The following is a 26,384-nucleotide window of genomic DNA, read 5'->3' as shown; positions in this document are numbered from 1 at the left end:
CGGGCCGGGCGGCGCTTCAGTCGGGCTGCTGCAGCTGCAGCAGGGTGTCGATGCGCGCCGGGCTGAAGGGCGGGCGCGGCGCCGGTGCCGGCCAGCCGAACAGCACCTGGGTGGCCGCACCGCACACCCGGCCCTGGCAGGCGCCCATGCCGCAGCGGCTGCTCAGCTTGGCGCGGCCCCAGTCCTGCTGCTGGCTGAGGCTTGCGTAGCTGACATCCTCGCAGCGACAGACCAGGGTGTCCGGCCGGGCCAGCTGTTTCACCTCATCGCCGAGGGCGAAGGCGCCGTGCAGTGCGCGGGCGAAGCCGTGCCAGCGCGCCCGCTGCGACCACAGGCGCTGCGCCGCCTGGTGTTCGCCTACCGCCGCGTGGCCGGCGATGGCGCCTTCGGCCAGGGCCTTCTCGCTGCCGCCGAAGCCGGTGCTCTCGCCGGCGGCGTAGACCCCGGCCAGGCTGGTGGACTGCCAGGCGTCGACGGCGATGGCGCCCTCGTCGATGCGGCAGCCCAGGGCCTGGCCCAGCTGCAGGTTGGGAACCAGGCCGAAGCCGCAGGCCAGGCGCTCGCAGGCGACTTCCCGGAGTCGCCCGCCGATGCTCAGGCGCACCGCCTCCAGGCGCTCGTCGCCGAGCGCCTCGACCACGTGGCTGCCCGCCCGGTAGCCGGGGTGGAACAGGCCGAACGACTGCAGCAACTTGTGCGGCCAGCGCGGCAGTTGCGCGGCAAAGCCGGCCACGGCGGACCAGCTGGCTTGCTCGGCGATGTGCAGCACCCGGGCGCCGTTGTGCCTGGCGGTGGCGGCGCTGGCCAGCAGCAGCGGGCCGCTGCCGGCGATGACGATGCGTTCCCCCGCCACCGGCAGGCCGCCCTTGATCAGCGCCTGCAGGCCGCCGGCGCCGGTGACGCCGGGCAGGGTCCAGCCGGGGAAGGGCAGCAGCAGCTCGCGGGCGCCGGTGCACAGGATCAGTTTCTGGTAGTGGATGACCCGGCCCTGCTCCGGGTCTTCGACCAGCAGCGCCTGGGGGCCGGCCAGGGCGACCACGCGGCAGCCCGGCAGCAGCTCGATATTGGCCTGGGCAGCCAGGCGCTGACGGTACTGGCGGGCCAGCGGCGGCAGCTGCGCCTGCGGGCTGTCGCGCCAGATTTGCCCGCCGGCGGCCGGGTTGTCGTCGAGTACGGCGATGCGCGCGCCGCTGGGGGCGGCGGCCAGGGCCGCGGCCATGCCGGCGGGTCCGGCGCCGATGATCAGCAGGTCGACATGCATCAGTGCGTCTCCACCTGCATGCCGTCGCGGCACAGCGTCTGGCAGGCCAGGCGGCGCTGGCCGTCGATGCTCACCCGGCATTCCTGGCAGATGCCCATGCCGCAGAAGGGCGCGCGGCGCTGGCCGCTGACCGAGGTGCGGCTGCAGCCGTCGGCGCCGAGCGCCAGGGCGGCGGCTACCGTGGTGCCTTCGGCCACGCGCAGCGGGCGGCCGTCGAGACTGAGTTCAGGCATGCGCGTCTCCGAGAAAGCGCTGGGGCAGATAGGGGGCGACGGGCAGCGGCGGCTGTTCGCCGAACAGCTGCGCGACCAGCAGGTCGGCGCTGCCGGGGGCGGTGGTGACGCCGAGCCCTTCGTGGCCGACGGCCAGCCACAGGCCGGGCTGGTGCGGGTGTTCGCCGAGCAGGGGCAGGCCGTCCGGGCTGGCCGCGCGGAAGCCAGTCCAGCTGCGGATGCCGTTGAGCCGGGCCAGGCCCGGCATGTAGTCGACGGCGCGCTGCAGCATCTTGGCCAGCATCCAGGGCTCGACCTCGGGGTCGCTGGTACCGAACTGCCGCGAGGCGCCGATGAACAGCTGGCCGGTCGGGCGCGGCTGGATATTGGCGGCGGTCGAGGGGCCGCTGCTGTTGTGCGCGCTGGTAACGTAGCCCAGCTCGACCAGGGTATGGCTGATCAGGCCGGGGTAGCGGTCGGTGATCAGCAGGTGGCCCTTCTTCGGCTCGATCGGCAGCTCCGGGCACAGGCCGGTGGCGTGCACGCCGTTGGCCAGGATGACGGCGTCGGCAGCCAGCCACTGGCCGTCGGCCAGGCGCACGCGGTTGCCCGCGACTTCCACCACCTGGGCCGGGCGCAGGCTGATATTGGCCTGTTGCAGCAGCCAGCGGGCGGCGTTGGGGGCATACAGGATGCCGTCGCCGGTGACCTTGAGGCCGCCATGCAGGCCGGCGCGCAGCTCGGGTTCGCAGTCGGCCAGGGCCCGGGCGCCGAGCAGCTCGCAGGCCAGGCCGTGCTCGCGCAGGACGCCGAACTTGGCTTCGGCCACGGCCATTTCCTCGGCATTGGCGGCCAGCCACAGGGTGCCGTTCTGCCGGTAGGCGCAGTCCTCGGGCATCGCGCGGGCCCAGTCGCGCCAGCGCTGCACCGAGTACTGGCTGAGCGCCAGTTCCGCCGGGTTGTCGTCCAGCACGATCAGGTGGCCCATGCCGGCGGCCGTGGCGGCGCGCAGGCCGGCGTCCAGCACCAGCACGCGCAGGCCGCGGCGGGCCAGCTCATGGGCGCAGGCGGCACCGACGATGCCGGCACCGATGACGATGATGTCGGCGCTGCGCGGATCGCTCACAGGCGAATGCCCCAGGCGAACGGATCCTCTTCCTCGATCAGCAGGTCGGCTTCGGCGCTGAGGTAGGCGCGGCCGCGAATGGTCGGGATGATCTGCGCGGGATCGGCCGCCCACTGGAAGCTGGCTTCGAACTGGCTGCCGATCACACTGGCCTGGCGCCAGACTTGCCCCGGCTGCAGCTTGCCGTCGGCCGCCAGGCAGGCAAGCTTGGCGCTGGTGCCGGTGCCGCAGGGGGAGCGGTCGTAGGCCTTGCCCGGGCACAGCACGTAGCTGCGGCTGTCGGCCTGCTCATCGCTGGCGAACAGCTCGACATGGTCGATCAGGCCGCCGTCGTCGCCGCGGATGCCCTGTTGTTCCAGGGCCTGCTGCACCGCGCAGCTATAGGCCATGAGCGCGTCGAGGTTGTCGCCGGCAACCCGCAGGCCGTGTTCGGCGATCAGGAAGAACCAGTTGCCGCCCCAGGCGACATCGCCGCGGACCGGGCCATAGCCCGGCACCTCCAGGCTCAGGTCCTTGTGCAGGCGATAGGCGGGGACGTTGCGCACGCTGACCGAACGGTCCTCGTGCAGGGTCGCCTCGACCGTGCCGACCGGCGTCTCGATCCGGTGCACGCCCGGGCCGATGCGCCCGAGGTGGGCCAGGGACGCCACCAGGCCGATGGTGCCGTGGCCGCACATGCCGAGGTAGCCGCTGTTGTTGAAGAAGATCACTCCGGCACAGGCGCTCGGCGCGACCGGTTCGCACAGCAGGGCGCCGACCAGCACATCGCTGCCGCGTGGTTCCAGCACGCTGGCGGTGCGCCACTGGTCGAAGCGCTCGGCCAGCAGCTGGCGGCGCTCGGCCATGCTGCCATGGCCCAGATCGGGGAAGCCGTCGAGGACCAGGCGGGTCGGTTCACCGCCGGTGTGCGAGTCGAGGACGCGGATACGTTGCATTGGGCAGGCCCCACGGGCAGGGAAGGTGCCTGCAAGGGTGACCCTGCGCGGCCCCGCCCGGCTTGATGGATTTCGGCCGGCCCTCTGACGAAATCGGCACAGTGGCGGGTGCCGCCGCGAACGCCCGGTTCAGGTGGTCTGCTTGTACCCGGGCAGCTGGGCGTAGAGGGTCTGGCAGACGCCGTTGATGTGCGCCTCGATCAGTTGCGCGGCGAGGTCGGCATCCCCGGCGCGGCACGCCGCGATGATGTCGCGGTGCTCGTGGTCGGCGCGCTCCTTGCCTTCCGACAGGCTCATCTGCATGCGCAGGTAACGCTCCAGCTTGTCGTGGATGGAGCGGATCAGGCTGACCAGGAACGGCCGCTGGGCCGGCTCGTACAGGCAGGTATGCAGTTGCCAGTTCAGTTCGGCCCAGCGGCCAACGTCCAGCTCGCCGAGGAACGCCTGGCAGATGCTTTCCGCCTGGGTGAAGGTGGCCTCGGTCATGTTCGGCACGGCCAGGCGGATGGCCTGCACCTCGAGCAGCACGCGCACCTCGAACATCTGCGCCAGCTCGGGTTCCGAGATGCGCGTGACCACCGCGCCCTTGTTGCGTTGGAACAGCACCAGACCTTCGGCTTCCAGGCGCTTGAGCGCCTCGCGCACGGGGATCTTGCTGACGTTGAACAGCCGCGCGATGTCATCCTGGCGAATCGGCTCGTCCTCGGCGAAGTGCCCCGAGATGATCGCCTCGCGCAGGTGCTTGGCGATGGTTTCCGAAGCCGATGGTGCGAGACCCAGATTGGGCGCACTGAAGGTGGGTAGAGGCACGGGGCGATACCTGATGGCTGAGGTCTTGCGAATATAATATACGAAGTTCTCTTGGCTTCGGTTAGCGCGGCGGCTACCGCTCGTCTTCGTTGCGCTGGCCGGCGGGCGCCGGGCCGGGCTGGTTGAAGCGTTCGGCCAGTTGGTTGATCTGCAGCCGCTCGGCGCGGATGAAGTCGAGGAAGGCCTGGGCCACCGGCGACAGGCGCTTGCCGCGGCCGTGCACCACGCACCAGCTGCGCAGCAGTGGCAGCTCCTCCACCGGCAGCTCGCGCAGCAGCCCGGCGGCCAGCTCCAGGCGCACCGCGTGGCGCGGCAGCAGGGCCAGGCCGAGGCCGGCGATCACCGCTTCGACCTGGGATTCGCTGGAGCCGATCTCGATGACCTGGGCGAAGTGCGCGCGCTTCTGGTGGCAGTATTCCTCGCAGGCCTTGCGCGTGCCCGAACCGACTTCGCGCACCAGCAGCGGGAAGCCGCAAAGATCGCTCAGGCGCAGGCGTTCCAGCGAGCACAGCGGGTGCGTCGGCGGCGCCACGGCGACGATCGGATTGTTGAAGAACGGGAAGAAATCCAGCGCCAGCTCGCTGGGCACCTGGGACATGATCAGCAGGTCGTCGCGGCTCGCCGACAGGCGCCTGACCGCCAGGGCATGGTTGACCACCACCAGTTGCAGGCTGACTTCCGGGTGCTGGGCGCGGAAGGCGGCGAACAGGTGCGGCACCAGGTACTTGGCGCTGGACTCCACCGCCAGGCTGAGCTGGCCCTGCAGCGAGCCCTGCAGGTCGGAGAGCTGCATGTCGAGGCTCTCCAGGCGGCCGAAGATGTCCTCGCTGGCCTTCAGCAGCGCCTCGGCGGCGGGGGTCAGGTAGAGCTTCTTGGCCACGTAGTCGAACAGCGGCTGGTCGATCAGCTCTTCCAGCTGGCGAATCTGCAGGCTCACGGCCGGCTGGGTGAGGGCCATTTCTTCCGCGGCGCGGCTGTAGGAGCGGCTTTCGCACACCGCGCGAAAAATCTGCAGCTGACGAAAGGTCATGCGCATCAATGACTTACGCATTATGAAGACTCGCCGAAAGGGTTGATGTGCTCAACTATAAGTCTTTGCTAATGACTAACCCAACAAATATTGATTTTGGTTAATCACCGCGGCGGCGTAGGGTAAATGCAAGACCGCTACACGCCCTGCGGTCACCCGTCGACCGCCCTGCTGCGGCCGTTTGTTCACGTGATCGAGGAACCAGGCTCGTGATCAAGAAGATCCTCATCGCCAACCGCGGCGAGATTGCCGTCCGTATCGTGCGCGCTTGCGCCGAGATGGGCATCCGCTCGGTGGCCGTCTACTCCGAGGCGGATCGCATGGCGTTGCACGTCAAGCGCGCCGACGAGGCCCACAGCATCGGCGACGACCCGCTGGCCGGCTACCTCAACCCGCGCAAGCTGGTGAACCTGGCCGTGGAAACCGGCTGCGACGCCCTGCACCCCGGCTATGGCTTCCTCTCGGAGAATGCCGAGCTGGCCGAGATCTGCGCCGAGCGCGGGATCAAATTTATCGGCCCCAGCGCAGAGGTCATTCGCCGCATGGGCGACAAGACCGAGGCGCGGCGCAGCATGATCGCCGCCGGCGTGCCCTGCACCCCGGGCACCGAGGGCAACGTCGCCGACCTTGCCGAGGCCCTGCGCGAAGGCGACCGCATCGGCTACCCGGTGATGCTCAAGGCCACCAACGGCGGCGGCGGCCGCGGCATCCGCCGCTGCAACAGCCGCGACGAGCTGGAGCAGGCCTACCCGCGGGTGATCTCCGAGGCGACCAAGGCCTTCGGCCGCGCCGAGGTGTTCCTCGAGAAGTGCATCGTCAACCCCAAGCACATCGAGGCACAGATCCTCGCCGACAGCTTCGGCAACACCGTGCACCTGTACGAGCGCGACTGCTCGATCCAGCGCCGTAACCAGAAGCTCATCGAGATCGCCCCCAGCCCGCAGCTGACCCCCGAGCAGCGCGCCTATATCGGCGACCTGGCCGTGCGCGCGGCCAAGGCGGTGGGCTACGAGAACGCCGGCACCGTGGAGTTCCTGCTCGCCGAGGGCGAGGTGTACTTCATGGAGATGAACACCCGGGTGCAGGTGGAACACACCATCACCGAGGAAATCACCGGCATCGACATCGTCCGCGAGCAGATCCGCATCGCCTCCGGCCTGGAACTGTCGGTCAAGCAGGAAGACATCCAGTACCGCGGCTTCGCCCTGCAGTTCCGCATCAACGCCGAGGACCCGAAGAACAATTTCCTGCCCAGCTTCGGCAAGATCACCCGCTACTACGCCCCCGGCGGCCCCGGTGTGCGCACCGACACGGCGATCTACACCGGCTACACCATTCCGCCCTACTACGATTCCATGTGCCTGAAGCTGATCGTCTGGGCACTGACCTGGGAAGAGGCGATGGACCGCGGCCTGCGCGCCCTGGACGACATGCGCCTGCAGGGGGTGAAGACCACCGCCGCCTACTATCAGGAAATTCTGCGCAACCCGGAGTTTCGCAGCGGCCAGTTCAACACCAGCTTCGTCGAAGCCCACCCGGAACTGACCAACTATTCGATCAAGCGCAAACCGGACGAGCTGGCCCTGGCCATCGCTGCCGCCATCGCCGCCCACGCCGGCCTGTGAGGAATTGAGCCATGACTAAAAAGATCACCGTTACCGACACCATCCTGCGCGACGCCCACCAGTCGATCATCGCCACGCGGATGCGCACCGAAGACATGCTGCCGATCTGCGACAAGCTCGACCAGGTCGGCTACTGGTCCCTGGAAGTCTGGGGCGGCGCGACCTTCGACGCCTGCGTGCGCTTCCTCAAGGAAGACCCCTGGGAGCGCCTGCGCAAGCTCAAGGCCGCGCTGCCCAACACCCGCCTGCAGATGCTCCTGCGCGGGCAGAACCTGCTCGGCTACCGCCACTACAGCGACGACGTGGTGCGCGCCTTCGTGGCCAAGGCGGCGGTCAACGGCATCGACGTGTTCCGCATCTTCGACGCGATGAACGACGTGCGTAACCTGCGCGTGGCCATCGAGGCGGTGAAGGCCGCCGGCAAGCATGCCCAGGGCACCCTGAGCTACACCACCAGCCCGGTGCACACCGTGGCTGCCTACGTCGAGCAGGCCAAGGCCATGCAGGCCATGGGCATCGACTCCATCGCGATCAAGGACATGGCCGGGCTGCTGACTCCCTACGCCGCGGCCGAACTGGTCAAGGCGCTGAAGGCCGAGATCGACCTGCCGGTGTTCGTGCACAGCCACGATACCGCCGGCCTGGGCGCCATGTGCCAGCTCAAGGCGATCGAGGCCGGCGCCGACCATATCGACACCGCCATCTCCAGCTTCGCCTGGGGCACCAGCCACCCGGGCACCGAGTCGATGGTCGCCGCGCTCAAGGGCAGCGAGTACGACACCGGCCTGGACCTGGCCCTGCTGCAGGAAATCGGCCTGTACTTCTACGCCGTGCGCAAGAAGTACCACCAGTTCGAGAGCGAGTTCACCGCCGTGGACACCCGCGTGCAGGTCAACCAGGTGCCGGGCGGGATGATGTCCAACCTGGCCAACCAGCTGAAGGAGCAGGGCGCGCTGCACCGCATCAACGAAGTGTTCGCCGAGATCCCACGGGTGCGCGAAGACCTCGGTTTCCCGCCGCTGGTCACCCCGACCTCGCAGATCGTCGGCACCCAGGCGGTGTTCAACGTGCTGGCCGGCGAGCGCTACAAGACCATCACCAACGAAGTGAAGCTGTACCTGCAGGGCCGCTACGGCAAGGCGCCGGGCAAGATCAACGAACACCTGCGCTTCCAGGCCATCGGCAGCGAGGACGTGATCGACGTGCGCCCGGCCGACCTGATCAAGCCGGAGCTGGCCAAGCTGCGCGAGGAAATCGGCGCCCTGGCCAAGTCCGAGGAAGACGTGCTGACCTACGCGATGTTCCCCGACATCGGGCGCAAGTTCCTCGAAGAACGCGCCGCCGGCACCCTGACCCCGGAAGTGCTGCTGCCGATTCCCGAGGCCGGCGGCGTGGCCCCGGTCGGTGGCGAAGGTGTGCCGACCGAGTTTGTCATCGACGTGCACGGCGAGAGTTACCGGGTGGACATCACCGGCGTCGGCGTGAAGGGCGACGGCAAGCGCCACTTCTACCTGTCCATCGACGGCATGCCGGAGGAGGTGGTGTTCGAGCCGCTCAACCAGTTCGTCGGCGGCGGCGGCAGCAAGCGCAAGAGCGCCAGCGCCCCGGGCGATGTCAGCACCACCATGCCGGGCAATATCGTCGAGGTGCTGGTCAAGGAGGGCGACCAGGTGAAAGCCGGTCAGGCCGTGCTGATCACCGAGGCGATGAAGATGGAAACCGAGGTGCAGGCGCCGATCGCGGGTACCGTCAAGGCCATCCACGTGGCCAAGGGCGACCGGGTGACCCCCGGTGAAGTACTGGTGGAGATCGAAGGTTGAGTCCCAGGGGCACGTAAGTGCCCCTTTTTTTGTCTGCAAGAAGGGGGTGTGGAGTGGATCCGGTAGTGCTGTTCTTCGTCTTCGGTCTGGTCGCGGGACTGTTGAAGAGTGAGCTCAAGTTGCCGGCGGCGTTGTACGAGACGCTGTCGATCATCCTGCTCCTGGCCATCGGCCTGCACGGTGGCGTGGAGCTGGCCGAGCAGGCCAGCCTGCAGTTGCTGGGGCAGGTGGCCCAGGTGTTGGCGCTGGGTGTCGGTTTGCCGTTGCTGGCCTTCGCCCTGTTGCGCGGGCTGCGCTTCGACCGGGTCAATGCCGCGGCGGTGGCCGCGCATTATGGTTCGGTGAGCGCGGGTACCTTCGCCGTGGTGGTGGCTTACCTGGTGTCGCGCGAGATCCACTTCGAGAGCTATATGCCGCTGTTCGTGGCGATCCTGGAGATTCCGGCGATTCTGGTCGGCATCGTCCTGGCCAAGGGCATCAGTCGCAATACCCAGTGGCGCGAACTGGGCCGCGAGATCTTCCTCGGCAAGAGCATCATGCTGCTGCTCGGCGGCCTGCTGATCGGTGCCATCGCCGGCAAGGAGGCGATCAAGCCGCTGGAGCCCTTGTACACCAGCATGTTCAAGCCGGTGCTGGCGTTCTTCCTGCTGGAGATGGGGCTGATCGCTTCCGGCCAGCTGGGTGCGCTGAAGCAGTTCGGCCTGCGCCTGGCGACCTTCGCCCTGCTCATGCCGCTGCTCGGTGCGCTGATTGGCGCGCTGCTGGCGCGGGGCATGGACCTGAGCCTGGGCGGCACGGCGATGCTTGCCACCCTGGCGGCCTCGGCGTCCTACATCGCCGTGCCGGCCGCTCTGCGCCTGGCGCTGCCCGAGGCCAACCCCTCGCTGTCGCTGACGGCTTCGCTGGGCATTACCTTCCCGTTCAACATCCTGGTCGGCATACCGCTCTATCTGGCACTGGCCGAACAGCTGATCGCCTGGGGGCTCTGAGATGAACGCACACACTCGCACCTTGCTCACCGTTATCGGCGAGGCGGCGCTGGAAAAGAAACTGCTGGCGGACCTGGAAACGCTCGGTGCACCCGGTTGGACCGTCTCCGACGCCCGTGGCCGAGGCGGCCGCGGCGTGCGCAGTGCCGGCTGGGACACCGAAGGCAACATCCGCCTGGAGGTGATCTGTGCGCGCGAGCTGGCCGAGCGCATCGCCGAGCACCTGCAGCGTAGCTATTACGCCAACTTTGCAATGGTTTGCTATCTATCCGAAGTGCAGGTGCTGCGTCCGGATAAGTTCTAGTAAGCCGTTGCGGTGCGGCTCACATGAGCAAGAAAAAGGGGAGCCAGTGCTCCCCTTGTTCCTATCGAGCGAACTCAGCGCCAGAACGGCTTGCTGACCTCGAGCTGGCGTTCGTACAGGCTGATGCCGGCGTCGGCCAGCAGGCGTTCGTCCAGGCGGGCCAGCTGGTGGCGGCTGATGATGCGGCGTTTCCACAGCAACAGGGTGGCGATGACCTGCAGCGGCAGGCTGCCGCGGGCGTTGCTGGAGCTGTCTTGAAAGAGCGAGTCGGAACTGAGGGTACGTTCCATGGTGGTGCTTCCTTCCGCTTGTGGCGGGGTGAGAGTGTGTTCGTCTGTAGAAGTATTTTCCTGACTAAACGGTCGATTTTGTAGGCACAGCTGCGGTCAATTGCGGGGCTATTTGTTAGCCAGCTTGGTAACTGTTCTGCTTTTTTGTCGGCAACTGTACTGGTCATCCGTGAAAAGTCAGGTTGCAGACACCATGGCGAGACTTTCCACTACTGCGGATGCGCCTGGCGGCAGATTCGTGGCGGTACAGTTGTTTTAAGGGCCGAATAATCGGTGATCTGTTATTGACCGGATCATGCTCTTTGCGGCCGTCGCGGCTGGCCGCTGCTGGGGCCGTGCATCGGCGGCGCCTGAGCGCGCGTCAGGCGCCGCAGTGGCGCTGGAGGAAGTCGGCGATCAGCGGGTTGACCCGCTCTGGGTGGGTGATCGGGCCCATGTGCCCGAGCTCGGCGAACTCCACCCGTTGCGCCTGGGGCAGCGCGCCGGCGAGCAGGCGGGCGACCTCGCGGGCCGAGGCCGGCGACTGCCCGCCGACCAGGTAGAGCACCGGCACCTGCAACTGCCGCCAGGCATCCAGGCTGGTCGGTTCGCCAAACAGGGCGTCGGCCCAGCCGCGCACATTGACGATCGAGGCGAGGATCGGCCCGCGCCGGCTGGCGGCGGTGGCCGCCCAGGTGCCCGGGCCCATCCAGTAGTCGATGAAGCATTCGGCGGCGGCGTCCGGATCACCGGCGGCCAGGCTGGCGACGGCCCGGGCCACGGTGGCGCGGATGCCGTCGGCCGCGTTTGGCGCCGGGCGTTCGGCATCCAGCAGGTTGAACAGGGTCGGCTCGTACAGCACCAGGGCGCGTACTCGCTGCGGCCGGCTGAGGGCGGTGCGCAGGGCGAGGGCGGCGCCATAGGAGTGGCCGACCAGGGCGAAGGCGTCGCCGGCGCGCTGGAACACCGGCTCCAGCAGGGCGACCTCGTCGCTCAGGGTCATCTGCCGCTCACCCGGCCAGGGCGGGCTCTTGCCGGCGCCGTAGGAGTCGGCGGCGAGCACGTGGAAGCGCTCCGCCAGGCTCTCCTGCAGTGGGCGCCACTGCGCGGCGCTGCTGGCATTGGCGTGCAGGCAGACCACCGCCGGGCCGGCGCCGGCTTCCCGGTAGAAGGGGCTGGGCGCGGGCATGGCAACCTCCGGTGCGGACGAGACGGGCGGTTCCTGAAACTAAGCAGCTGCCTGCCGCCTTGTCCATACCGCCGCCCCTGCACCGGCCAGGCGGTCGGCGCCGGGTCGGCCGGGGCTCAGCTGCCGGTCTTGATCTTGCTCCAGGTGCGGGTGCGCACGCGCTCGATCTTCTGCGGCAGCGGTTGCAGCACGTAGAGGGTCTTCTGCGCCTCGGCGGTCGGGGTCAGGTTGGGGTTGTCGCGGATCTCGGTGCCGACCAGCGGCATGGCGTCCCGGTTCGGGTTGGGGTAGCCGAGGAAGTCGGAGATCGGCGCCACCACTTTCGGTTCGAGCAGGTTGTTGAGGAACTCGTGGGCTTCGGCGACGTTCTTCGCGCTTTTCGGAATGGCAAAGGAGTCGTACCACAGCGGCGCGCCCTCTTTGGGCAGGCGCCAGTCGACCACCACGCCGTTGCCGGCTTCCTTGGCGCGGTTGGCGAACTGGTAGAAGCTGCCCGAGTAGCCGATGGCCACGCAGATGTCGCCGTTGGCGATATCGGTCATGTACTTGGCCGAGTGGAAGTAGGCGACGTAGGGGCGGATCTTCAGCATCAGCTCGCCGGCCTTGGTGTAGTCCTCGGGCTTGGCGCTGTTCGGGTCCAGGCCCAGGTAGTGCAGGGCGATCGGCAGGATGTCGCCGGGCGAGTCGAGCATGGCCACGCCGCACTGCTTGAGCTTGCTGATGTTCTCTTCCTTGAAGATCAGGTCCCAGCTGTCCACCGGCGCATCCTCGCCGAGCACGGCCTTGACCTTGGCCGGGTTGAAGCCGATCAGCACGGTGCCGTACATGTAGGGCACGGCGTACTGGTTGCCGGGGTCGTTGGCGGTCATCAGCTCGAGCAGGCCCGGGTCGAGGTGCTGCCAGTTGGGCAGCTTGCTCTTGTCCAGTTTCTGGAACACGCCGGCCTTGATCTGGGTGTCGAGGAAGGTGTTGGTCGGCACCACCAGGTCGTAGCCGGAGTTGCCGGTGAGCAGCTTGGCCTCCAGCGATTCGTTGGTGTCGAACACGTCCCAGGTCAGCTGGATGCCGCTGTTCTTCTGGAAGTCCTTGGGCACCGCCGGCAGCATGTAGTCGGCCCAGTTGTATACGCGCAGCTCGCGCTGCTGGTCCGCGGCCTGGGCCTGGGTCGCGCCGGCCAGCAGGGTGGCGCCGCACAGGGTGGTAGCGATCAGCTGGTGGAGTTTGTTCATCGTGTGCTCCTCATGCGGGGCGCTTCAGGCGCCCTGGAAACCTTCGAGTACGTTGACGGCGTTGATGCCGATTTCCGCCACCGCGTAACCACCCTCCATGACGAACAGGGTCGGTTTGCCGAGGGCGGCGATGCGCTGGCCCATGCGCAGGTAGTCCGGGCTGTCGAGCTTGAACTGGGAGATCGGGTCGTCCTTGAAGGTGTCGACGCCGAGCGATACCAGCACCACGTCCGGGGCGTAGGCGGCAATGCGCCGGCAGGCTTGCTCCAGCGCCGCACCCCAGACGTCCCAGGCGCTGCCGGCGGGCAGCGGCAGGTTGAGGTTGAAGCCGCGCCCGGCGCCTTCGCCAACCTCGTCGGCATAGCCGAGGAAGAACGGGAACTCGAAGCTCGGGTCGCCGTGGATCGAGGTCACCAGCACGTCGTTGCGCGCATAGAAGATCGACTGGGTGCCGTTGCCGTGGTGGTAGTCGACATCCAGGATGGCCACCCGCAGGGCGCCCTGGTCGAGGCAGGCCTGGGCGGCGATGGCGGCGTTGTTCAGGTAGCAGTAGCCGCCCATCAGGTCGGCCGCGGCGTGGTGGCCCGGCGGCCGGCACAGGGCGAAGGCGCTGTGGGCGCCCTGGCTGATCTGCTGCTGGGCGGTCAGGGCGACCTGGGCCGAGCTGTACACGGCCTGCCAGGTGCCGGCGGTGATCGGCGCGCCGCCGTCGAAGCTGTAGTAGCCGAGCTGGCCGTGCAGGCTGTCCGGCAGCTTGTGGCGCAGGGTGCGCGCCGGCCAGGTGAAGGGCAGCAGGTCGCCGTTGGGGTTGCCCTCGGCGGCCCAGCGCGCCCAGGCGCCTTCGAGGAAGGTCAGGTAGTCGGCGCCGTGGATGCGCTCGATCGGCGCCATGCCGAAGTCGCTGGGGCCGCGCACTTCGCCCAGGTTGCGCTCCTTGACCCGTTGCAGCACATGGTCGGCGCGCGAGGGCATCTCGAAGCAGGGCTTCAGCTCGCCGTCGATCAGCTCGCAGCGGCCGTGGTGCAGGCGGTGGTCGTCACTGTAGAGGGTCAGCATCTTGTTGTTCTCCTGGCAATGCATCTGGCGCCATTGTTGGCAGTGCCGTGGCCGGGAGAAAACGACCGGAGCGGCCACAAGGGGATAGATGTGGCCAATTTGTTGTGCCCCGCTGGGTTCCAGGCTGTTCACGCTGGCGTAGGGTGCGCTGTGCGCACCGACAGGGCCGCATAGGCTTCATGGTGCGCGCGGCGCACCCTACGCAGGCGTTGTCCTCCAGGTGTTCAGGCGCGGAAGCGACTCGGCGGCACCCCGCTCCAGCGCTGGAAGGCGTGGCGGAAACTGGCGGTTTCGCTGTAGCCCATGGCCTCGGCGATCTGGTGGATGGGCAGTTCCTGCTGCTCCAGCAGCTGGCGGGCGCGGGCGTAGCGCAACTCGTCGAGCAGGTTCTGGTAGCTGCTGCCGGCATCGTGCAGGTGCCGGCGCAGGCTGCGCGGCGAGCAGTGCAGCTGCGCCGCCAGGCCCTCCAGCCCAGGCGGCGCCTGCAGCTGGGCGGCGAGCAGCTGGCGGCAGCGCATGACCAGGGCCTGCCGGCTGACGAAGGTGGCGTTGAGCTGGCGGCACTGTTCGCGCATGTCGCGCGCGGTCACCGGGTTGGCCAGGGGCAGGCGCCGCTCCAGCCAGGTGCGGGAGAAGCCGAAGGCGTTGCGCGCGGCATCGAACTGCAGCGGGCAGGCGAAGCTGTCGGCGTACTGCGCCTGGTAGGCGGGGGCGGCATGGCGGAACTGCGCACCGATCAGGGGCAGCGGCTGGCCGAGCAGGTCGTCGCAGATCAGCTTGAGCGAGGCCAGGCAGAATTCCACGTTGAAGGTTTGCAGGTCGGCCTGGTCGCGGTAGCCGTCGGCCTGCATCCAGACGCTGTCGCCGTCGTCCACCAGGCTCAGCTCGAAGTAGGTGCCGAGCAGCGCCGGGTACTCCAGGGCCAGCCGCAGGGCGTCACCCAGGGTAGCGCTGGCCAGCAGGGTGTAACCGAGCGAGCCGTAGGAGGAAACGTGCATGCGCCGGCCCATGAGCAGGCCGAGCTCCTGGCAGTGCGCCTGGGCATTGGCGCACACGCGCATTTCCTGGGCGGTGCTGATGCGGATATCCGGGTGCTGCAGGTCGGCCAGGCGAATGCCGCTGCCGGCCAGCAGGTCTTCGGCGCTGACGCCGGGGTGGTCGCCGAGGATCTGCAGGATCAGGGCGACGCTGTGCAGGGTGGTGAGATGGGAATGCAGCATGGCGACACCGCCAGTGGATGAGGCCAATTTCGACGCAAGAAGCATGCCCCGGCAGGCGGCGGGTGGTCTCCGCCAACTGTGATGGCCGGCGTGCGCCGGGCGTCTATTTGGCCTCGTGGATAGGCGGAGGCAGGCCATGCAAGCGGTGTTGAACGAGATTCTGGATCAGGTCCGCCCGCTGCTGGGCCGGGGCAAGGTCGCCGACTACATTCCGGCCCTGGCCGAGGTGCCGGCCAACCAGCTGGGCATCGCCGTGTACGGCGTCGATGGCAGCCTGTACCGCGCCGGCGCGGCCGATACGCCGTTCTCCATCCAGAGCATCTCCAAGGTGTTCAGCCTGGTGCAGGCGATCCAGCACTGCGGCGAGGACATCTGGCTGCGCCTCGGCCACGAGCCGTCCGGCCAGCCGTTCAATTCCCTGGTGCAGCTGGAGTTCGAGCGAGGCCGGCCGCGCAACCCGTTCATCAACGCCGGCGCCCTGGTGATCTGCGACATCAACCAGTCGCGCTTCGCCGCCCCGGCGCTGTCCATGCGCGACTTCGTCCGGCGCCTGGCGGGCAACCCGCAGCTGAACTCCGATGGCAAGGTCGCCGACTCGGAGTACCAGCACCGCGCGCGCAACGCCGCCGCGGCCTACCTGATGCAGGCCTTCGGCAACTTCCACAACGATGTCGAGACGGTGCTGCGCAGCTACTTCCACCACTGCGCGCTGGCCATGAGCTGCGTCGACCTGGCCCGCGCCTTTGGCTTCCTGGCCAACCAGGGGCTGTGCCCGCACAGCGGCGAACAGCTGCTGACGCCGCGGCAGACCCAGCAGGTCAATGCCATCATGGCCACCAGCGGGCTGTACGACGAGGCCGGCAACTTCGCCTACCGGGTCGGACTGCCGGGCAAGAGCGGGGTCGGCGGCGGCATCGTCGCGGTGGTGCCGGGGCGCTTCACCCTGTGCGTGTGGTCGCCGGAACTGAACGCCGCCGGCAACTCCCTGGCCGGCATGGCGGCGCTGGAGCTGCTCAGCGAACGGATCGGCTGGTCGGTGTTCTCACCGCTGAATGCATAGCAGCTGGCTTTTGTGGGAGCGGCTTTAGCCGCGATGCCGTTAACCTGAAGAGCATCGCGACTAAAGCCGCTCCCACGGGAATGCCTGCCCGCCGGGCGGCCTACTCGGCCAGCTCGCCACACAGGTCGAGGGCGAACAGGCGTTCCACCTCGGCCTGCGGCAGGCCCGCGCCGAGCAGGCTGAACAGCTTGCCCAGCGCCGCCTCGCGGCTCATGCCGCCGCCGCTGACCAGGCCGGTCTGCGCCAGGGCGCTGCCGGCGGCATACACGCCGAACTCGACATGGCCCTGGGCGCACTGGCTGATCGCCGCCAGCACCACGCCGCGTTCATGGGCCTCGCGCAGGGCGGCGAGAATCTGCGGGTTGTCCGATGGCCCGGTGCCGCTGCCATAGCATTCCAGCAGCAGCGCCTCGGCGCCGCTGGCCAGCACCGCACGCAGTTGCGTGGCGCTCAGGCCGGGGAACAGCGGCTGCACGGCCAGCGCCACTTCACGGCGCAGCTGGCGGTAGTGCAGGGCGCTCGGCAATGCGTCGAGGCGCTCGCCGTGGCGCGGCCGGCGGGTGTCCTGGAAGGCATCGAAGGCCTCGCTCTTCAGCTTGCTGGCGCGGGCGCCGTGCAGCAGCTGGCCGTCGAAATACAGGTGCACGCCGGGCGCCACGCCTTCGGCGAGCAGGGCCAGGGCGCCGAACAGGTTCGGCCAGGCATCGCTGCCGGGCACGCCGGCCGGTTGCATGGAGCCGGTCAGCACCACGGGCACGTCGAGGCCGAGCAGCAGGAAGCTCAGGGCCGCCGCGCTATAGGCCAGGGTGTCGGTGCCGTGCAGCAGCAGCACGGCATCGCAGCCCTGGCTGTCGACGGCGGTGACGATGGCGTCGCGCATGGCCAGCCAGTTGGCCCGGGTCATGTTGGCGCTGTCCAGCGGCGGCAGCAGCTCGGCGAACTGCCAGGCCGGCACGGGACGTTCGGGGTGGGCGTTCTGTTCGGCGCGCAGGCGGGCCTCGAAGCCGGAGGCCGGGGCCAGCCCGGCGGCGCTCATCTGCATGCCGATGGTGCCGCCGGTATACAGCACCAGCAGCTTCTGGGTCGGATTCATGGGGTCAACCAAACAACTGACGGTATTGGATAAAGCCGGAGCGGCTGGCGATCCGGTCGTAGAGTTGGCGCGCCTGGGCGTTGTCTTCCTGGGTCAGCCAGTGCACCCGACTGGCGCCGGCGGCCTGGGCCGCGGCGTACACCTGCTCGATCAGCGCGCGGCCGATGCCGCCGCCGCGCACGCCGTCGGCGACGAACAGGTCCTGCAGGTAGCAGTAGTCGCCGACCGTCCAGCAGGAGCGGTGGAAGATCCAGTGCACCAGGCCGATGGCCACGCCGTCCTGCCAGGCCAGCGCGGCATGCATCGGCTCGCTGGGGTCGAGAAAGCGCTGCCAGGTCACGGCACTGACTGCGGCCGGGATCTCGGCCTGGTAGAAGCGCTGGTAACCCTGCCACAGCGGCAGCCAGGCGGCGTGATCGGCGGCGGTAACGGGGCGGATTTGCAGAGACATCGGCGGCTCCTTGCACGAGGTTTCGCCCGAGTGTAACGGCGAAACGGCGGCGATTGGGCAAGAAAAAGGGGGCCTAAGCCCCCTCTTCCCTGAGTGCGCTGACTCAGCGCTGGTAGACGTTGTGGCCGATCTCGGCGCGGTCGCCAGCGGCTTCGCCTTCACCCCGGGCCTTGCTCGGCCAGGCGGCTGGGTCCAGGTCGAGGTCGGCATAGGCCTTCGCATCGAACACCGGCGACTGCACGCCAGCCTTGCGCTGGCTGTCGTAGTCGCGCATCAGGCGCAGGCCAGTCTTGAACAGCAGGAACAGCGCCGCCAGGTTGACCAGTGCCAGCAGGCCCATGGTCACGTCGGCGAAGCCGAACACGGTGGACAGGTCCTGCATCGAGCCCCACAGCACCAGGGCGATCACCAGCACGCGATAGACCTGCAACAGGGCGCGCTTGCTGCTGAAGAAGCCCAGGGCGTTCTCACCCAGGTAGTAGTTGTACACCAGGGTGGTGAAGACGAAGAGCAGCAGGGCGGTGCTGACGAAGATGCGGCCCCACTCGCCGACTTCGGCGGCCAGCGCGGTCTGGGTCAGCACGACACCGGCCATCTCGCTGCCCGGCTGGTACACGCCCGAGAGCAGGATGATCAGCGCGGTGCTGGTGCACACCAGGATGGTGTCGATGAACACGCTGAGCGACTGCACGATACCCTGGGCGGCCGGGTGCTTGACCTCGGCCACGGCGGCGACGTTCGGTGCACTGCCCAGGCCCGCTTCGTTGGAGAACAGGCCGCGCTTCACCCCCATCAGGATGGCCGCGCCGATACCACCGGCGAAGGCCGGCTCCAGGCCGAAGGCGCTCTTGACGATCAGGCTCAGCACCGCCGGCACTTCGCTGACGTTCATGCCGATCACCACCAGCGCCATGCCGATGTAGGAGAAGGCCATGATCGGCACCAGCACGTCAGCCATGCTGGCGATGCGCTTGATGCCGCCGAAGATGATCAGAGCGATCACCCCGACCAGGGCCAGGCCGCTGGCCCAGGTGGGCACGCCGAAGGTGTCGTGCAGCGAGGTGGCCACGGTGTAGGACTGCACGGCGTTGAAGCCGAAGCCGAAGGTCACCAGCAGCAGGATCGAGAAGATCACCGCCAGCCAGCGCTGACCCAGGCCATGCAGGATGTAGAAGGCCGGGCCGCCACGGTAGGTGCCGTCGGCCTCGCGGCGCTTGTACAGCTGCGCCAGGGAGCATTCGAAATAGCTGGTGGCCATGCCGAGCAGGGCAACCAGCCACATCCAGAACACGGCGCCCGGGCCGCCGAGCATGATCGCCACCGCCACACCGGCGATGTTGCCGGCGCCGACGCGGCCGGCCACGGAGAGCATCAGCGCCTGGAACGAGCTGAGCTGGCCCGGCTGGCGCTGGAAGGCTTCGGCGAAGATGCTGAACATGTCGCCGAAGTAACGGAATTGGACGAAACGCGAGCGAATCGAGAAGTACAGGCCGAGACCGACCAGGGCGACGATGAGGACCTTGCTCCAGAGCAGGTCGTTAAGAAGATCGAGCATGATGAGGTTGTCTCTCTTGTTGTTCTGGATGGGCGAGGCCGCGCCACCGTGCGGCCCCGGCATGGTTGGCCAATGGGGGCGGCGAGGCAATTTCGCGGATCGCGGCGAATTGACGCGAGTTGATGCTAGAATCGCATCACTCGCTTCATCAGCAATCTCATCATCAGGAGGGGCGCCATGGCTGAGCATCTCGGCGACAACCTCAAGCTGCTGTGCAGTCACTACCGCTCGATCGCCGAGGTTTGCCGCAAGCTGGCGATCAATCGCGCCCAGTTCAACAAGTACCTCAATGGCCAGAGCCGCCCGACGCCCTACAACCTCAAGCGCATCTGCGACTTCTTCGGCGTCGAGGAATACGAGCTGGGTCAGCCGGCCGAGCAGTTCGCCCGCCTGATCGGCGCCCGTGGCGCCGCGCCGGGCAAGGCCAGCGCAGGCGACCCGCTGCTGGAGCTGCTGCAACCGCTGCGCGACAGCAGCGGTGACCTGCGGCGCTACTGCGGCTACTACTTCGAATACTCCAACTGCATGTCGGTGCCGGGCTTCATCCTGCTGTCGCTGGTGCACCTGCGCGAGGAACGCGGCGCCTTCCTGTTCGAGCGCCAGGAACGCCAGGAGCGCACGCGGGCCGGCGAGGCCGAGGACTGGGTGCGCTGCCGCTACCTGGGCGCGGCCTTCGCCCTGCAGGACCGGCTGTTCCTGATGGACTACGAGTCGCTGACCGTCAACGAGATGAGCCAGACCATCCTCATCCCCAGCTACAAGAGCCGCATCACCCGCCTCAACGGCCTGAAGACCGGGGTTTCCAGCGGCGACGGGCGCAACCCGGCCTGCACCCGGGTGGTCTGGGAATTTCTGGGACCGGAGATCAACCGGGTCAACGCCTACCGGCAGATCATGCTGTACCGCCCGGACGACCCGCGCATCGATGCCGACATCCGCCAGCGTCTGACGGTGGAACCGCTGAAGAACGGCCTGTTCGAGATCGAGTAGGGGGGGGCGCATGCACCGAGACGCTGTGCGGGCTGGCCAGGTGCGCACGGCGCACCCTACGCCGCGCCGCGCGTAGCCCGGATGTAATCCGCAATCAGGATCCGCCTGTTTTCCCCGGATTGCATCCGGGCTACGTCATCAGGACCCCGCAGCTTTCCCCCGGACAAAAAAAGGGATGGCCGGAGCCATCCCTGAGGGTAAAGAGGCGGGGGCGCCTCTCGGTCGATGTTCAGTGCGCGCTACAGCGCGCTGCCGGTTCAGGCTTTGAGCGGCACCAGGCGCGGGGCGATCATGTTTTCCGGACGGAGGATGTCGGCCAGGGTGGCATCGTCCAGCAGCTTCTCCTCGCGCACCAGCTCCAGCACCCCGCGCCCGCTTTCCAGGGCGACCTTGGCGATGCGGGTGGCGTTTTCGTAGCCAATGTAGGGATTCAGCGCGGTGACCAGGCCGATGGAGTTCTCCATCAGCTGGCGGCAATGGGCTTCGTTGGCGGTGATGCCGTCGATGCACAGCTCGCGCAGCATGTCCATGGAGCGGGTCAGCAGGCGGATCGAGTCGAGGATCTTGTAGGCGATCAGCGGCTCCATCACGTTCAGCTGCAGCTGGCCACCTTCGGCGGCGATGGTCAGGGCCAGGTCGTTGCCGATCACTTCGAAGGCCACCTGGTTGACCGCTTCCGGAATCACCGGATTGACTTTGCCCGGCATGATCGAGCTGCCCGGCTGGCGCGCCGGCAGGTTGATCTCGTTGATCCCGGTGCGCGGGCCGCTGGAGAGCAGGCGCAGGTCGTTGCAGATCTTCGACAGCTTGACCGCGGTGCGCTTGAGCATGCCGGAGAACAGCACGAAGGCGCCCATGTCCGAGGTGGCTTCGATCAGGTCGGCAGCCGGCTTGACCGGGTGGCCGCTGATGATCGCCAGGCGCTCGACGGCCAGGTGCTGGTAGGCCGGGTCGGCGTTGATCCCGGTGCCGATCGCGGTGCCGCCCAGGTTGACTTCGGTGAGCAGGGCCGGGGCGAGCATCTTCAGGTGTTGCAGGTCTTCGCCGAGGGTCACGGCGAAGGCGCGGAACTCCTGGCCGAGGGTCATCGGCACGGCGTCCTGCAGCTGGGTGCGGCCCATCTTGAGAATATGGCCGAACTCCAGGCCCTTGGCAGCGAAGGACTGGATCAGCTTGTCCAGGGCGGTGAGCAGGAAGTCGTGGCCGAGCAGCAGGCCGACGCGGATGGCGGTGGGGTAGGCGTCGTTGGTCGACTGCGCCATGTTCACGTCGTTGTTCGGGTGCAGGTACTGGTACTCGCCCTTCTCGTGGCCCATGGCTTCCAGGGCGATGTTGGCGATCACCTCGTTGGCGTTCATGTTGGTCGAGGTGCCGGCGCCGCCCTGGATCATGTCGACCACGAACTGCTCGTGGAACTCGCCCTGGATGATGCGCGCACAGGCGGTGCTGATCGCGGTGTGCTTGGCGGCGGACAGGTGGCCCAGCTCGCGGTTGGCGTCGGCGGCGGCCTGCTTGACCATGGCCAGGGCGATCACCAGTTTCGGGTAGTGCGACAGCGGTACACCGGAGAGACGAAAATTCTGCACGGCGCGCAGGGTCTGGATGCCGTAATAGGCATCGGCCGGAACTTCCAGTTTACCGAGCAGGTCTTTTTCGACGCGGGTGGATGCAGCAGCGGACATGATGAGATTTATCTCTGGTAGATACGGCGAGTGCCGCGATGCCCAATAGACTAGGCCTGAGTCCGTTTGTCGGCTAATGCTGTTAACCGCTATGGTATGCACAAACGGCATAATGTCGCAGTGACTCACCATGAATGTCGCGCGTGCATAATTTCAAACGCTTGGCGCGCCCATCACGGGACTCATATGCCGAACCAAGCGTAGGGTGGATGACGCTTTATCCATCCACCTGGGGTGAACACGGTGGATGAGCAGAGCGTCATCCACCCTACGCAGGCCGCCCGCCGGCAAGCACAAGGGAAATGCGATGAATCTGGAAACCAAATGGCTGGAGGACTTCGTCGCCCTGGCCGCCACCCGCAGCTTTTCCCAGGCGGCGGAAAAACGCTTCGTCACCCAGCCGGCCTTCAGCCGGCGCATCCGTAGCCTGGAGGCGGTACTGGGCCTGACCCTGGTCAACCGCTCGCGCACCCCGGTGGAACTGACCGAGTCCGGCCAGCTGTTCCTGGTCACCGCGCGCAGCATGGTCGAGCAACTCGGCGAGGTGGTGCGCCACCTGCACAACCTCGAGGGCCAGCAGGGCGAGGTGCTGCAGATCGCCGCGGCGCACTCGCTGACCCTGGGCTTCTTCCCCGAGTGGATCGCCCGCCTGCGCCGCGAAGGCCTGCCGCTGAATACCCGGCTGGTGGCGAGCAACGTCGGCGAGGCGGTGCATGCCCTGCGCGAAGGCGCCTGCGACCTGATCCTCGCCTACTACGACCCGGACGCGGTACTGCAACTGGCGCCGGAGATCTTCCCCTCGCTGCACCTGGGCGCCACCTCGATGCTGCCGGTGTGCGCGGTGGACGAACACGGCGCACCGCTGTTCGACCTCGACAGCGGGCACAGCGTGCCGTTGCTGGCCTACAGTGCCGGGGCCTTCCTCGGTCGCTCGGTCAACCTGCTGCTGCGCCAGCGCGCCCTGCGTTCCAGCACGGTGTACGAAACGGCGATGGCCGACAGCCTGAAGAGCATGGCCATGCAGGGCCTGGGCGTGGCCTGGGTGCCGCGCCTGTCGGTGACCGCCGAACTGGCCCGCGGCGAGCTGGTCATCTGCGGCGGCGAGCACTGGCAGGTGCCGCTGGAGATCCGCCTGTACCGCTGCGAACTGTCGCGCAAGGCGATGGTGCGCCTGCTCTGGCGCAAGCTGGGGGCGGGCGTCGGCCAGGCCTGAGCGGTTGTCGCGGAGCTGCCGTCGATCCGTTTGTATCAGCGCTGAAACAACGCCCCGCAGACCAGCGTCTATAGTGAAACAAGTTGCGAATCCGGCCCGCCGGTGAGCCCTGTTCAGGCCGTCAGGAGCATCCCCCGCCGCGTGTACCCGTTCGCAGCTTGCCCAGCCGCTGGCTGTGGCCGTGACGTTGCGTGCGCCTCGCCAGATCTTCGCGCGCAACGCCGGGTGGCAAGGTCTGGAATCGAAGCGGATGGATGCGACATGTACCTGTCACAGGGATCCCGTGCGCTTTAGGGCATGCTGACAGGATTGGCACCATGGTTGCCGCGGAACGCATTGAGCCCGATCCCGAGCCGGTGGATCTGGGGTTGGCGCTGGTCAAGTCCGGCTGCCTGTCGGAGGCCGACCACAAGCGCGTGCTGCGCATGCAGGCGGCGCAGCCCGAGGCCGGTTCGCTGGTCAACCTGCTCAACCGCCTGGGCCTGGTCTCCGAGCGCGACATCGCCACCCAGCTGGCGCAACTGCTCGACCTGCCGCTGATCGCCGGCGAAGACTTCCCCGGCGAGCCGCTGCTGGCCGAGCGCCTGTCCTTCCGCTTCCTCAAGGAATGCCGCGCGCTGCCGCTGGAACTGGTCGACGGCGAGCTGCGGGTGGCCATGGCCGACCCACAGGATGCCTTCGTTCTGGCCGCCCTGCGCCTGGCCAGCGGCTGCCGGATCAGCCCGCGGGTGGCCCTCGGCTCGGAGATCGACGCCGCCATCGAACGCATGCACGGCCAGGGCCAGAGCCAGATGGGCGGCATCCTGGCGCGGGTCGAGAGCAACGAGCAGGACGAGGTGGCCGACGTCGAGCAGCTGCGCGACCGCGCCAGCGAGGCGCCGGTGATCCGCCTGGTCAACCTGATCATCCAGCGCGCGGTGGAGCTGCGCGCCTCGGACATCCACATCGAGCCGTTCGAGAGCCGCCTCAAGGTGCGCTACCGCATCGACGGCGTACTGCATGAAACCGAGGCGCCGCCGGTGCAGCTGTCACCGGCGGTGATCTCGCGGGTCAAGCTGATGGCGCGGCTGAACATCGCCGAGCGGCGTCTGCCCCAGGACGGCCGCATCGAGATGCGCGTGCAGGGCAGCGACCTCGACATCCGCGTGTCCACGGTGCCGACCATGCACGGCGAAAGCGTGGTGTTGCGCCTGCTCAACCGCGAGAACGTGGTACTCGACTTCACCGCCCTGGGCTTCAGCGCACAGCCGCTGGCGCGCCTGCACAGCGTGCTGAAGATTCCCCATGGCGTGCTGCTGGTCACCGGGCCCACCGGCAGCGGCAAGACCACCACCCTGTACACCGCGCTGAACAGCCTGAATACCAGCGAGAGCAAGCTGATCACCGTGGAAGACCCGGTCGAGTACCAGCTCGAGGGGGTCAACCAGATCCAGGTCAAGCCGAGCATCGGCCTGACCTTCGCCAGCGCCCTGCGTTCCATCGTGCGCCAGGACCCGGACGTGATCATGGTCGGCGAGATGCGCGATCTGGAAACCGCGCGCATCTGCATCCAGTCGGCGCTGACCGGCCACCTGGTGCTGTCCACCCTGCACACCAACGACGCGCCGAGCAGCATCACCCGCCTGCTGGAGATGGGCGTGGAGGACTACCTGCTGACGTCGACCCTGAATGCCGTGCTGGCCCAGCGTCTGGTGCGCATGCTCTGCACCGAGTGCCGCGAGCCCTACCAGCCGTTGCCGGAAATGCTCCGCGAGTTGCATCTGGATCGTCTGGCCGGCGGGCGCCCGGTCACGCTCTACCGGGCCAAGGGCTGCAGTGCCTGCAATGGCACCGGCTACCACGGCCGCATCGCCATCATCGAAGTGCTGACCATGAGCGATGCCATCCGCAGCCTGATCCTCAAGCATGCCGACGCCGGTGCGCTGCGTCAGGTGGCGCGTGAGGAAGGCATGTTGAGCATGTACGAGGACGGTTGCCTGAAAGCGCTGGACGGTACCACCAACATCGAAGAAGTGCTGCGCGTCACGCAGGAGGATTGAACGTGCCACTCTTCTACTACCGCGCGGTAGCCGACAACGGCGAGATCCAGCAGGGCCAGCTGGAGGTCGCCGACGAGCAGGCGGTGCTTGAGCAGTTGCGTGCGCGTGGCTTGATTGCGCTCGAAATCGGCACCAAGCCTGGCTGGCAGAGCTGGCTGCATTTCGACTTCAACGACCTGCTGCGGCATTCGCGGAGCAAGAAGCTGGTGATCCTGTTCACCCAGCACCTGGCCTCGCTGCTGCAATCAGGCGTGCCGCTGGATCGCTCGCTGGAAATCATGCTGCGGGTCAGTGTCGATCCGCTGGCGCAACAACTGATCACGCCGATTCAGGAAGGGGTGCGCCGCGGGGTCAGCCTGTCGCGCATTCTTGGCGAACGCCCGGAGCTGTTTTCCGGCTTCTATATCAGCATGGTGCAGGCGTCGGAAGTGGGCGGCGACCTGGCCGCAGGCCTGGCCAACCTGGCCTATTACCTGGAGCGCAGCAAGTCGCTGCGCGACCGCCTGGTGTCGGCACTGATCTACCCGGTGATTCTGCTGCTGGTGTCGGTGAGTTCGCTGTTGGTGATCCTCACCTATGTGATTCCGCAGTTCCGCCAGCTGTTCGACGACATGGGCGCGGCGCTGCCGTTGTCGACCCAGATCGTCATCGGCGTGGCCGAACTGTTGCGCAGCGCCGCGGGCTGGATGGTGCTGGCCGTGATCGCTGCGGTCTGGCTGTGGCGGCGGCTGCTCAAGCAGCCGGCTTACCGTCTGCAGTGGGATCGCCTGATGCTGCGCCTGCCGTTGTTCGGCGCGCTGCGCCAGCGCATCGAAACCGCACGCTTCGCCCGCAGCATGGGCACCCTGTTGACGGGCGGGGTGGCACTGCTGCAGGCGCTGAGCATCGCCCGCCAGACCCTGAGCAACCAGTTGATGGTGGAGCAGGTCGGCATTGCCACCGAGAGCCTGAAACAGGGGCGCCAACTGGCGGCGCCGCTGCTGGCGGCCGGGGTGTTTCCGGTGCTGGCGTTGCAAATGATCCAGGTGGGCGAGGAAACCGGGCATCTCGACGAGATGCTGCTGAAAGTCGCGGACACCTACGACCGCGAGGTCGAGGTCTCCATCCAGCGGCTATTGGCGGTGCTGGAGCCGGCATTGATTGTCGGTCTCGGCCTGCTGATCGCCGGCATCATCCTTTCGGTGTTGGTGGCCATCATGAGCATTACCGAAATACCGATTTGATCC

General features: G+C 67.6%; 24 protein-coding genes. 9 read left to right on the top strand and 15 right to left on the bottom strand.

The genetic code is table 11. The features are described 5' to 3' along the window. Nucleotides 1-16: 16 nt before the first annotated feature. From F3I62_RS01525 to F3I62_RS01500, 6 genes are all read right to left on the bottom strand, one after another. On the bottom strand, nucleotides 17-1,261 hold the full coding sequence (locus F3I62_RS01525; protein WP_160487929.1) for an FAD/NAD(P)-binding oxidoreductase: 1,245 nt from the start codon (nucleotides 1,259-1,261) through the stop codon (nucleotides 17-19). After that, nucleotides 1,261-1,494, bottom strand: a complete 234-nt coding sequence (locus F3I62_RS01520) for a 2Fe-2S iron-sulfur cluster-binding protein (protein WP_160487928.1) — start codon at nucleotides 1,492-1,494, stop codon at nucleotides 1,261-1,263. The genes F3I62_RS01525 and F3I62_RS01520 overlap by 1 nt, the downstream gene beginning before the upstream one ends. Beyond that, nucleotides 1,487-2,599, bottom strand: coding sequence for an FAD-dependent oxidoreductase (locus F3I62_RS01515; protein WP_160487927.1), 1,113 nt, complete (start codon nucleotides 2,597-2,599; stop codon nucleotides 1,487-1,489). Before F3I62_RS01515 ends, F3I62_RS01520 begins: the two co-directional genes overlap by 8 nt. Beyond that, complete coding sequence (locus F3I62_RS01510; RefSeq protein ID WP_160487926.1) at nucleotides 2,596-3,534, bottom strand: 4-hydroxyproline epimerase; 939 nt, start codon at nucleotides 3,532-3,534, stop codon at nucleotides 2,596-2,598. Before F3I62_RS01510 ends, F3I62_RS01515 begins: the two co-directional genes overlap by 4 nt. Before the next feature lie 129 nt (nucleotides 3,535-3,663). Continuing rightward, entirely contained in the window at nucleotides 3,664-4,344 is a 681-nt protein-coding gene (locus F3I62_RS01505) for a GntR family transcriptional regulator (protein WP_160487925.1), read from the bottom strand. A gap of 73 nt (nucleotides 4,345-4,417) precedes the next feature. Continuing rightward, a complete protein-coding gene (locus tag F3I62_RS01500) occupies nucleotides 4,418-5,395 on the bottom strand; it encodes a LysR family transcriptional regulator (RefSeq protein WP_160487924.1) in 978 nt (325 codons plus the stop codon). 188 nt (nucleotides 5,396-5,583) lie between these two features. On the opposite strand from F3I62_RS01500, the gene F3I62_RS01495 reads away from it, so the two are divergent. The 4 genes from F3I62_RS01495 to F3I62_RS01480 are packed head-to-tail and all read left to right on the top strand — an operon-like array spanning nucleotide 5,584 to nucleotide 10,112. Next, nucleotides 5,584-6,999 (top strand): acetyl-CoA carboxylase biotin carboxylase subunit, encoded by a 1,416-nt coding sequence (locus F3I62_RS01495; RefSeq protein ID WP_160487923.1) that lies wholly within the window; start codon nucleotides 5,584-5,586, stop codon nucleotides 6,997-6,999. An 11-nt stretch (nucleotides 7,000-7,010) separates the two neighbouring features. Then, the gene (oadA, locus tag F3I62_RS01490) at nucleotides 7,011-8,819 is read left to right on the top strand and encodes a sodium-extruding oxaloacetate decarboxylase subunit alpha (protein WP_160487922.1); all 1,809 of its coding nucleotides are present in this window, start codon (nucleotides 7,011-7,013) and stop codon (nucleotides 8,817-8,819) included. A 29-nt stretch (nucleotides 8,820-8,848) separates the two neighbouring features. Continuing rightward, complete coding sequence (locus F3I62_RS01485) at nucleotides 8,849-9,808, top strand: sodium-dependent bicarbonate transport family permease (protein ID WP_160487921.1); 960 nt, start codon at nucleotides 8,849-8,851, stop codon at nucleotides 9,806-9,808. Between the two features lies 1 nt (nucleotide 9,809). Further along, nucleotides 9,810-10,112 carry a P-II family nitrogen regulator gene (locus F3I62_RS01480; RefSeq protein WP_160487920.1) on the top strand — a complete coding sequence of 101 codons (303 nt, stop codon included), beginning with the start codon at nucleotides 9,810-9,812 and terminating at the stop codon, nucleotides 10,110-10,112. 74 nt (nucleotides 10,113-10,186) lie between these two features. On the opposite strand, the gene F3I62_RS01475 is transcribed toward F3I62_RS01480, so the two are convergent. From F3I62_RS01475 to F3I62_RS01455, 5 genes are all read right to left on the bottom strand, one after another. Next, nucleotides 10,187-10,402, bottom strand: a complete 216-nt coding sequence (locus tag F3I62_RS01475) for a DUF1127 domain-containing protein (RefSeq protein ID WP_160487919.1) — start codon at nucleotides 10,400-10,402, stop codon at nucleotides 10,187-10,189. A 361-nt stretch (nucleotides 10,403-10,763) separates the two neighbouring features. Beyond that, complete coding sequence (locus tag F3I62_RS01470; protein ID WP_160487918.1) at nucleotides 10,764-11,570, bottom strand: alpha/beta fold hydrolase; 807 nt, start codon at nucleotides 11,568-11,570, stop codon at nucleotides 10,764-10,766. Between the two features lie 116 nt (nucleotides 11,571-11,686). Beyond that, on the bottom strand, nucleotides 11,687-12,799 hold the full coding sequence (locus tag F3I62_RS01465; RefSeq protein WP_160487917.1) for a polyamine ABC transporter substrate-binding protein: 1,113 nt from the start codon (nucleotides 12,797-12,799) through the stop codon (nucleotides 11,687-11,689). Between the two features lie 24 nt (nucleotides 12,800-12,823). After that, on the bottom strand, nucleotides 12,824-13,855 hold the full coding sequence (locus F3I62_RS01460; protein WP_160487916.1) for a histone deacetylase family protein: 1,032 nt from the start codon (nucleotides 13,853-13,855) through the stop codon (nucleotides 12,824-12,826). Between the two features lie 224 nt (nucleotides 13,856-14,079). After that, the gene (locus F3I62_RS01455; RefSeq protein WP_160487915.1) at nucleotides 14,080-15,075 is read right to left on the bottom strand and encodes an AraC family transcriptional regulator; all 996 of its coding nucleotides are present in this window, start codon (nucleotides 15,073-15,075) and stop codon (nucleotides 14,080-14,082) included. Nucleotides 15,076-15,211: 136 nt separating this feature from the next. Between F3I62_RS01455 and glsB the strand changes: the two genes are divergently transcribed. Further along, nucleotides 15,212-16,135, top strand: a complete 924-nt coding sequence (gene glsB / locus F3I62_RS01450; RefSeq protein WP_160487914.1) for a glutaminase B — start codon at nucleotides 15,212-15,214, stop codon at nucleotides 16,133-16,135. Between the two features lie 100 nt (nucleotides 16,136-16,235). On the opposite strand, the gene F3I62_RS01445 is transcribed toward glsB, so the two are convergent. From F3I62_RS01445 to F3I62_RS01435, 3 genes are all read right to left on the bottom strand, one after another. After that, nucleotides 16,236-17,228 (bottom strand): asparaginase, encoded by a 993-nt coding sequence (locus F3I62_RS01445; RefSeq protein WP_160487913.1) that lies wholly within the window; start codon nucleotides 17,226-17,228, stop codon nucleotides 16,236-16,238. Nucleotides 17,229-17,232: 4 nt separating this feature from the next. Then, on the bottom strand, nucleotides 17,233-17,679 hold the full coding sequence (locus F3I62_RS01440; protein WP_160487912.1) for a GNAT family N-acetyltransferase: 447 nt from the start codon (nucleotides 17,677-17,679) through the stop codon (nucleotides 17,233-17,235). 103 nt (nucleotides 17,680-17,782) lie between these two features. After that, a complete protein-coding gene (locus F3I62_RS01435) occupies nucleotides 17,783-19,234 on the bottom strand; it encodes a sodium:alanine symporter family protein (protein ID WP_160487911.1) in 1,452 nt (483 codons plus the stop codon). 177 nt (nucleotides 19,235-19,411) lie between these two features. On the opposite strand from F3I62_RS01435, the gene F3I62_RS01430 reads away from it, so the two are divergent. Then, nucleotides 19,412-20,224, top strand: a complete 813-nt coding sequence (locus F3I62_RS01430; protein ID WP_160487910.1) for a helix-turn-helix transcriptional regulator — start codon at nucleotides 19,412-19,414, stop codon at nucleotides 20,222-20,224. Between the two features lie 257 nt (nucleotides 20,225-20,481). Here F3I62_RS01430 and F3I62_RS01425 read toward each other — a convergent pair whose 3' ends face one another. Further along, nucleotides 20,482-21,906, bottom strand: coding sequence for an aspartate ammonia-lyase (locus F3I62_RS01425; RefSeq protein ID WP_160487909.1), 1,425 nt, complete (start codon nucleotides 21,904-21,906; stop codon nucleotides 20,482-20,484). Between the two features lie 307 nt (nucleotides 21,907-22,213). On the opposite strand from F3I62_RS01425, the gene F3I62_RS01420 reads away from it, so the two are divergent. The 3 genes from F3I62_RS01420 (at nucleotide 22,214) to F3I62_RS01410 (ending at nucleotide 26,381) form a co-directional block, all read left to right on the top strand. Beyond that, nucleotides 22,214-23,119 carry a LysR substrate-binding domain-containing protein gene (locus F3I62_RS01420; RefSeq protein WP_160487908.1) on the top strand — a complete coding sequence of 302 codons (906 nt, stop codon included), beginning with the start codon at nucleotides 22,214-22,216 and terminating at the stop codon, nucleotides 23,117-23,119. Between the two features lie 317 nt (nucleotides 23,120-23,436). Continuing rightward, on the top strand, nucleotides 23,437-25,158 hold the full coding sequence (gene gspE / locus F3I62_RS01415) for a type II secretion system ATPase GspE (protein ID WP_160487907.1): 1,722 nt from the start codon (nucleotides 23,437-23,439) through the stop codon (nucleotides 25,156-25,158). 2 nt (nucleotides 25,159-25,160) lie between these two features. Further along, nucleotides 25,161-26,381, top strand: coding sequence for a type II secretion system F family protein (locus F3I62_RS01410; protein ID WP_160487906.1), 1,221 nt, complete (start codon nucleotides 25,161-25,163; stop codon nucleotides 26,379-26,381). Nucleotides 26,382-26,384: the final 3 nt, after the last annotated feature.

This window comes from Pseudomonas sp. R-28-1W-6, from assembly GCF_009799925.1.
GTDB lineage: Bacteria > Pseudomonadota > Gammaproteobacteria > Pseudomonadales > Pseudomonadaceae > Aquipseudomonas.
This window is presented reverse-complemented; position numbering and strand designations above follow the sequence as displayed.

Bases quoted from the DNA above. Each gene is read 5' to 3' on its own strand.
- F3I62_RS01525 (WP_160487929.1), bottom strand. From the start codon at position 1,261: ATGCATGTCGACCTGCTGATCATCGGCGCCGGACCCGCCGGCATGGCC.
- F3I62_RS01520 (WP_160487928.1), bottom strand. From the start codon at position 1,494: ATGCCTGAACTCAGTCTCGACGGCCGCCCGCTGCGCGTGGCCGAAGGC.
- F3I62_RS01510 (WP_160487926.1), bottom strand. From the start codon at position 3,534: ATGCAACGTATCCGCGTCCTCGACTCGCACACCGGCGGTGAACCGACC.
- F3I62_RS01500 (WP_160487924.1), bottom strand. From the start codon at position 5,395: ATGCGTAAGTCATTGATGCGCATGACCTTTCGTCAGCTGCAGATTTTT.
- oadA (WP_160487922.1), top strand. From the start codon at position 7,011: ATGACTAAAAAGATCACCGTTACCGACACCATCCTGCGCGACGCCCAC.
- F3I62_RS01480 (WP_160487920.1), top strand. From the start codon at position 9,810: ATGAACGCACACACTCGCACCTTGCTCACCGTTATCGGCGAGGCGGCG.
- F3I62_RS01475 (WP_160487919.1), bottom strand. From the start codon at position 10,402: ATGGAACGTACCCTCAGTTCCGACTCGCTCTTTCAAGACAGCTCCAGC.
- F3I62_RS01470 (WP_160487918.1), bottom strand. From the start codon at position 11,570: ATGCCCGCGCCCAGCCCCTTCTACCGGGAAGCCGGCGCCGGCCCGGCG.
- F3I62_RS01465 (WP_160487917.1), bottom strand. From the start codon at position 12,799: ATGAACAAACTCCACCAGCTGATCGCTACCACCCTGTGCGGCGCCACC.
- F3I62_RS01460 (WP_160487916.1), bottom strand. From the start codon at position 13,855: ATGCTGACCCTCTACAGTGACGACCACCGCCTGCACCACGGCCGCTGC.
- F3I62_RS01455 (WP_160487915.1), bottom strand. From the start codon at position 15,075: ATGCTGCATTCCCATCTCACCACCCTGCACAGCGTCGCCCTGATCCTG.
- glsB (WP_160487914.1), top strand. From the start codon at position 15,212: ATGCAAGCGGTGTTGAACGAGATTCTGGATCAGGTCCGCCCGCTGCTG.
- F3I62_RS01445 (WP_160487913.1), bottom strand. From the start codon at position 17,228: ATGAATCCGACCCAGAAGCTGCTGGTGCTGTATACCGGCGGCACCATC.
- F3I62_RS01440 (WP_160487912.1), bottom strand. From the start codon at position 17,679: ATGTCTCTGCAAATCCGCCCCGTTACCGCCGCCGATCACGCCGCCTGG.
- F3I62_RS01435 (WP_160487911.1), bottom strand. From the start codon at position 19,234: ATGCTCGATCTTCTTAACGACCTGCTCTGGAGCAAGGTCCTCATCGTC.
- F3I62_RS01430 (WP_160487910.1), top strand. From the start codon at position 19,412: ATGGCTGAGCATCTCGGCGACAACCTCAAGCTGCTGTGCAGTCACTAC.
- F3I62_RS01425 (WP_160487909.1), bottom strand. From the start codon at position 21,906: ATGTCCGCTGCTGCATCCACCCGCGTCGAAAAAGACCTGCTCGGTAAA.
- F3I62_RS01420 (WP_160487908.1), top strand. From the start codon at position 22,214: ATGAATCTGGAAACCAAATGGCTGGAGGACTTCGTCGCCCTGGCCGCC.
- gspE (WP_160487907.1), top strand. From the start codon at position 23,437: ATGGTTGCCGCGGAACGCATTGAGCCCGATCCCGAGCCGGTGGATCTG.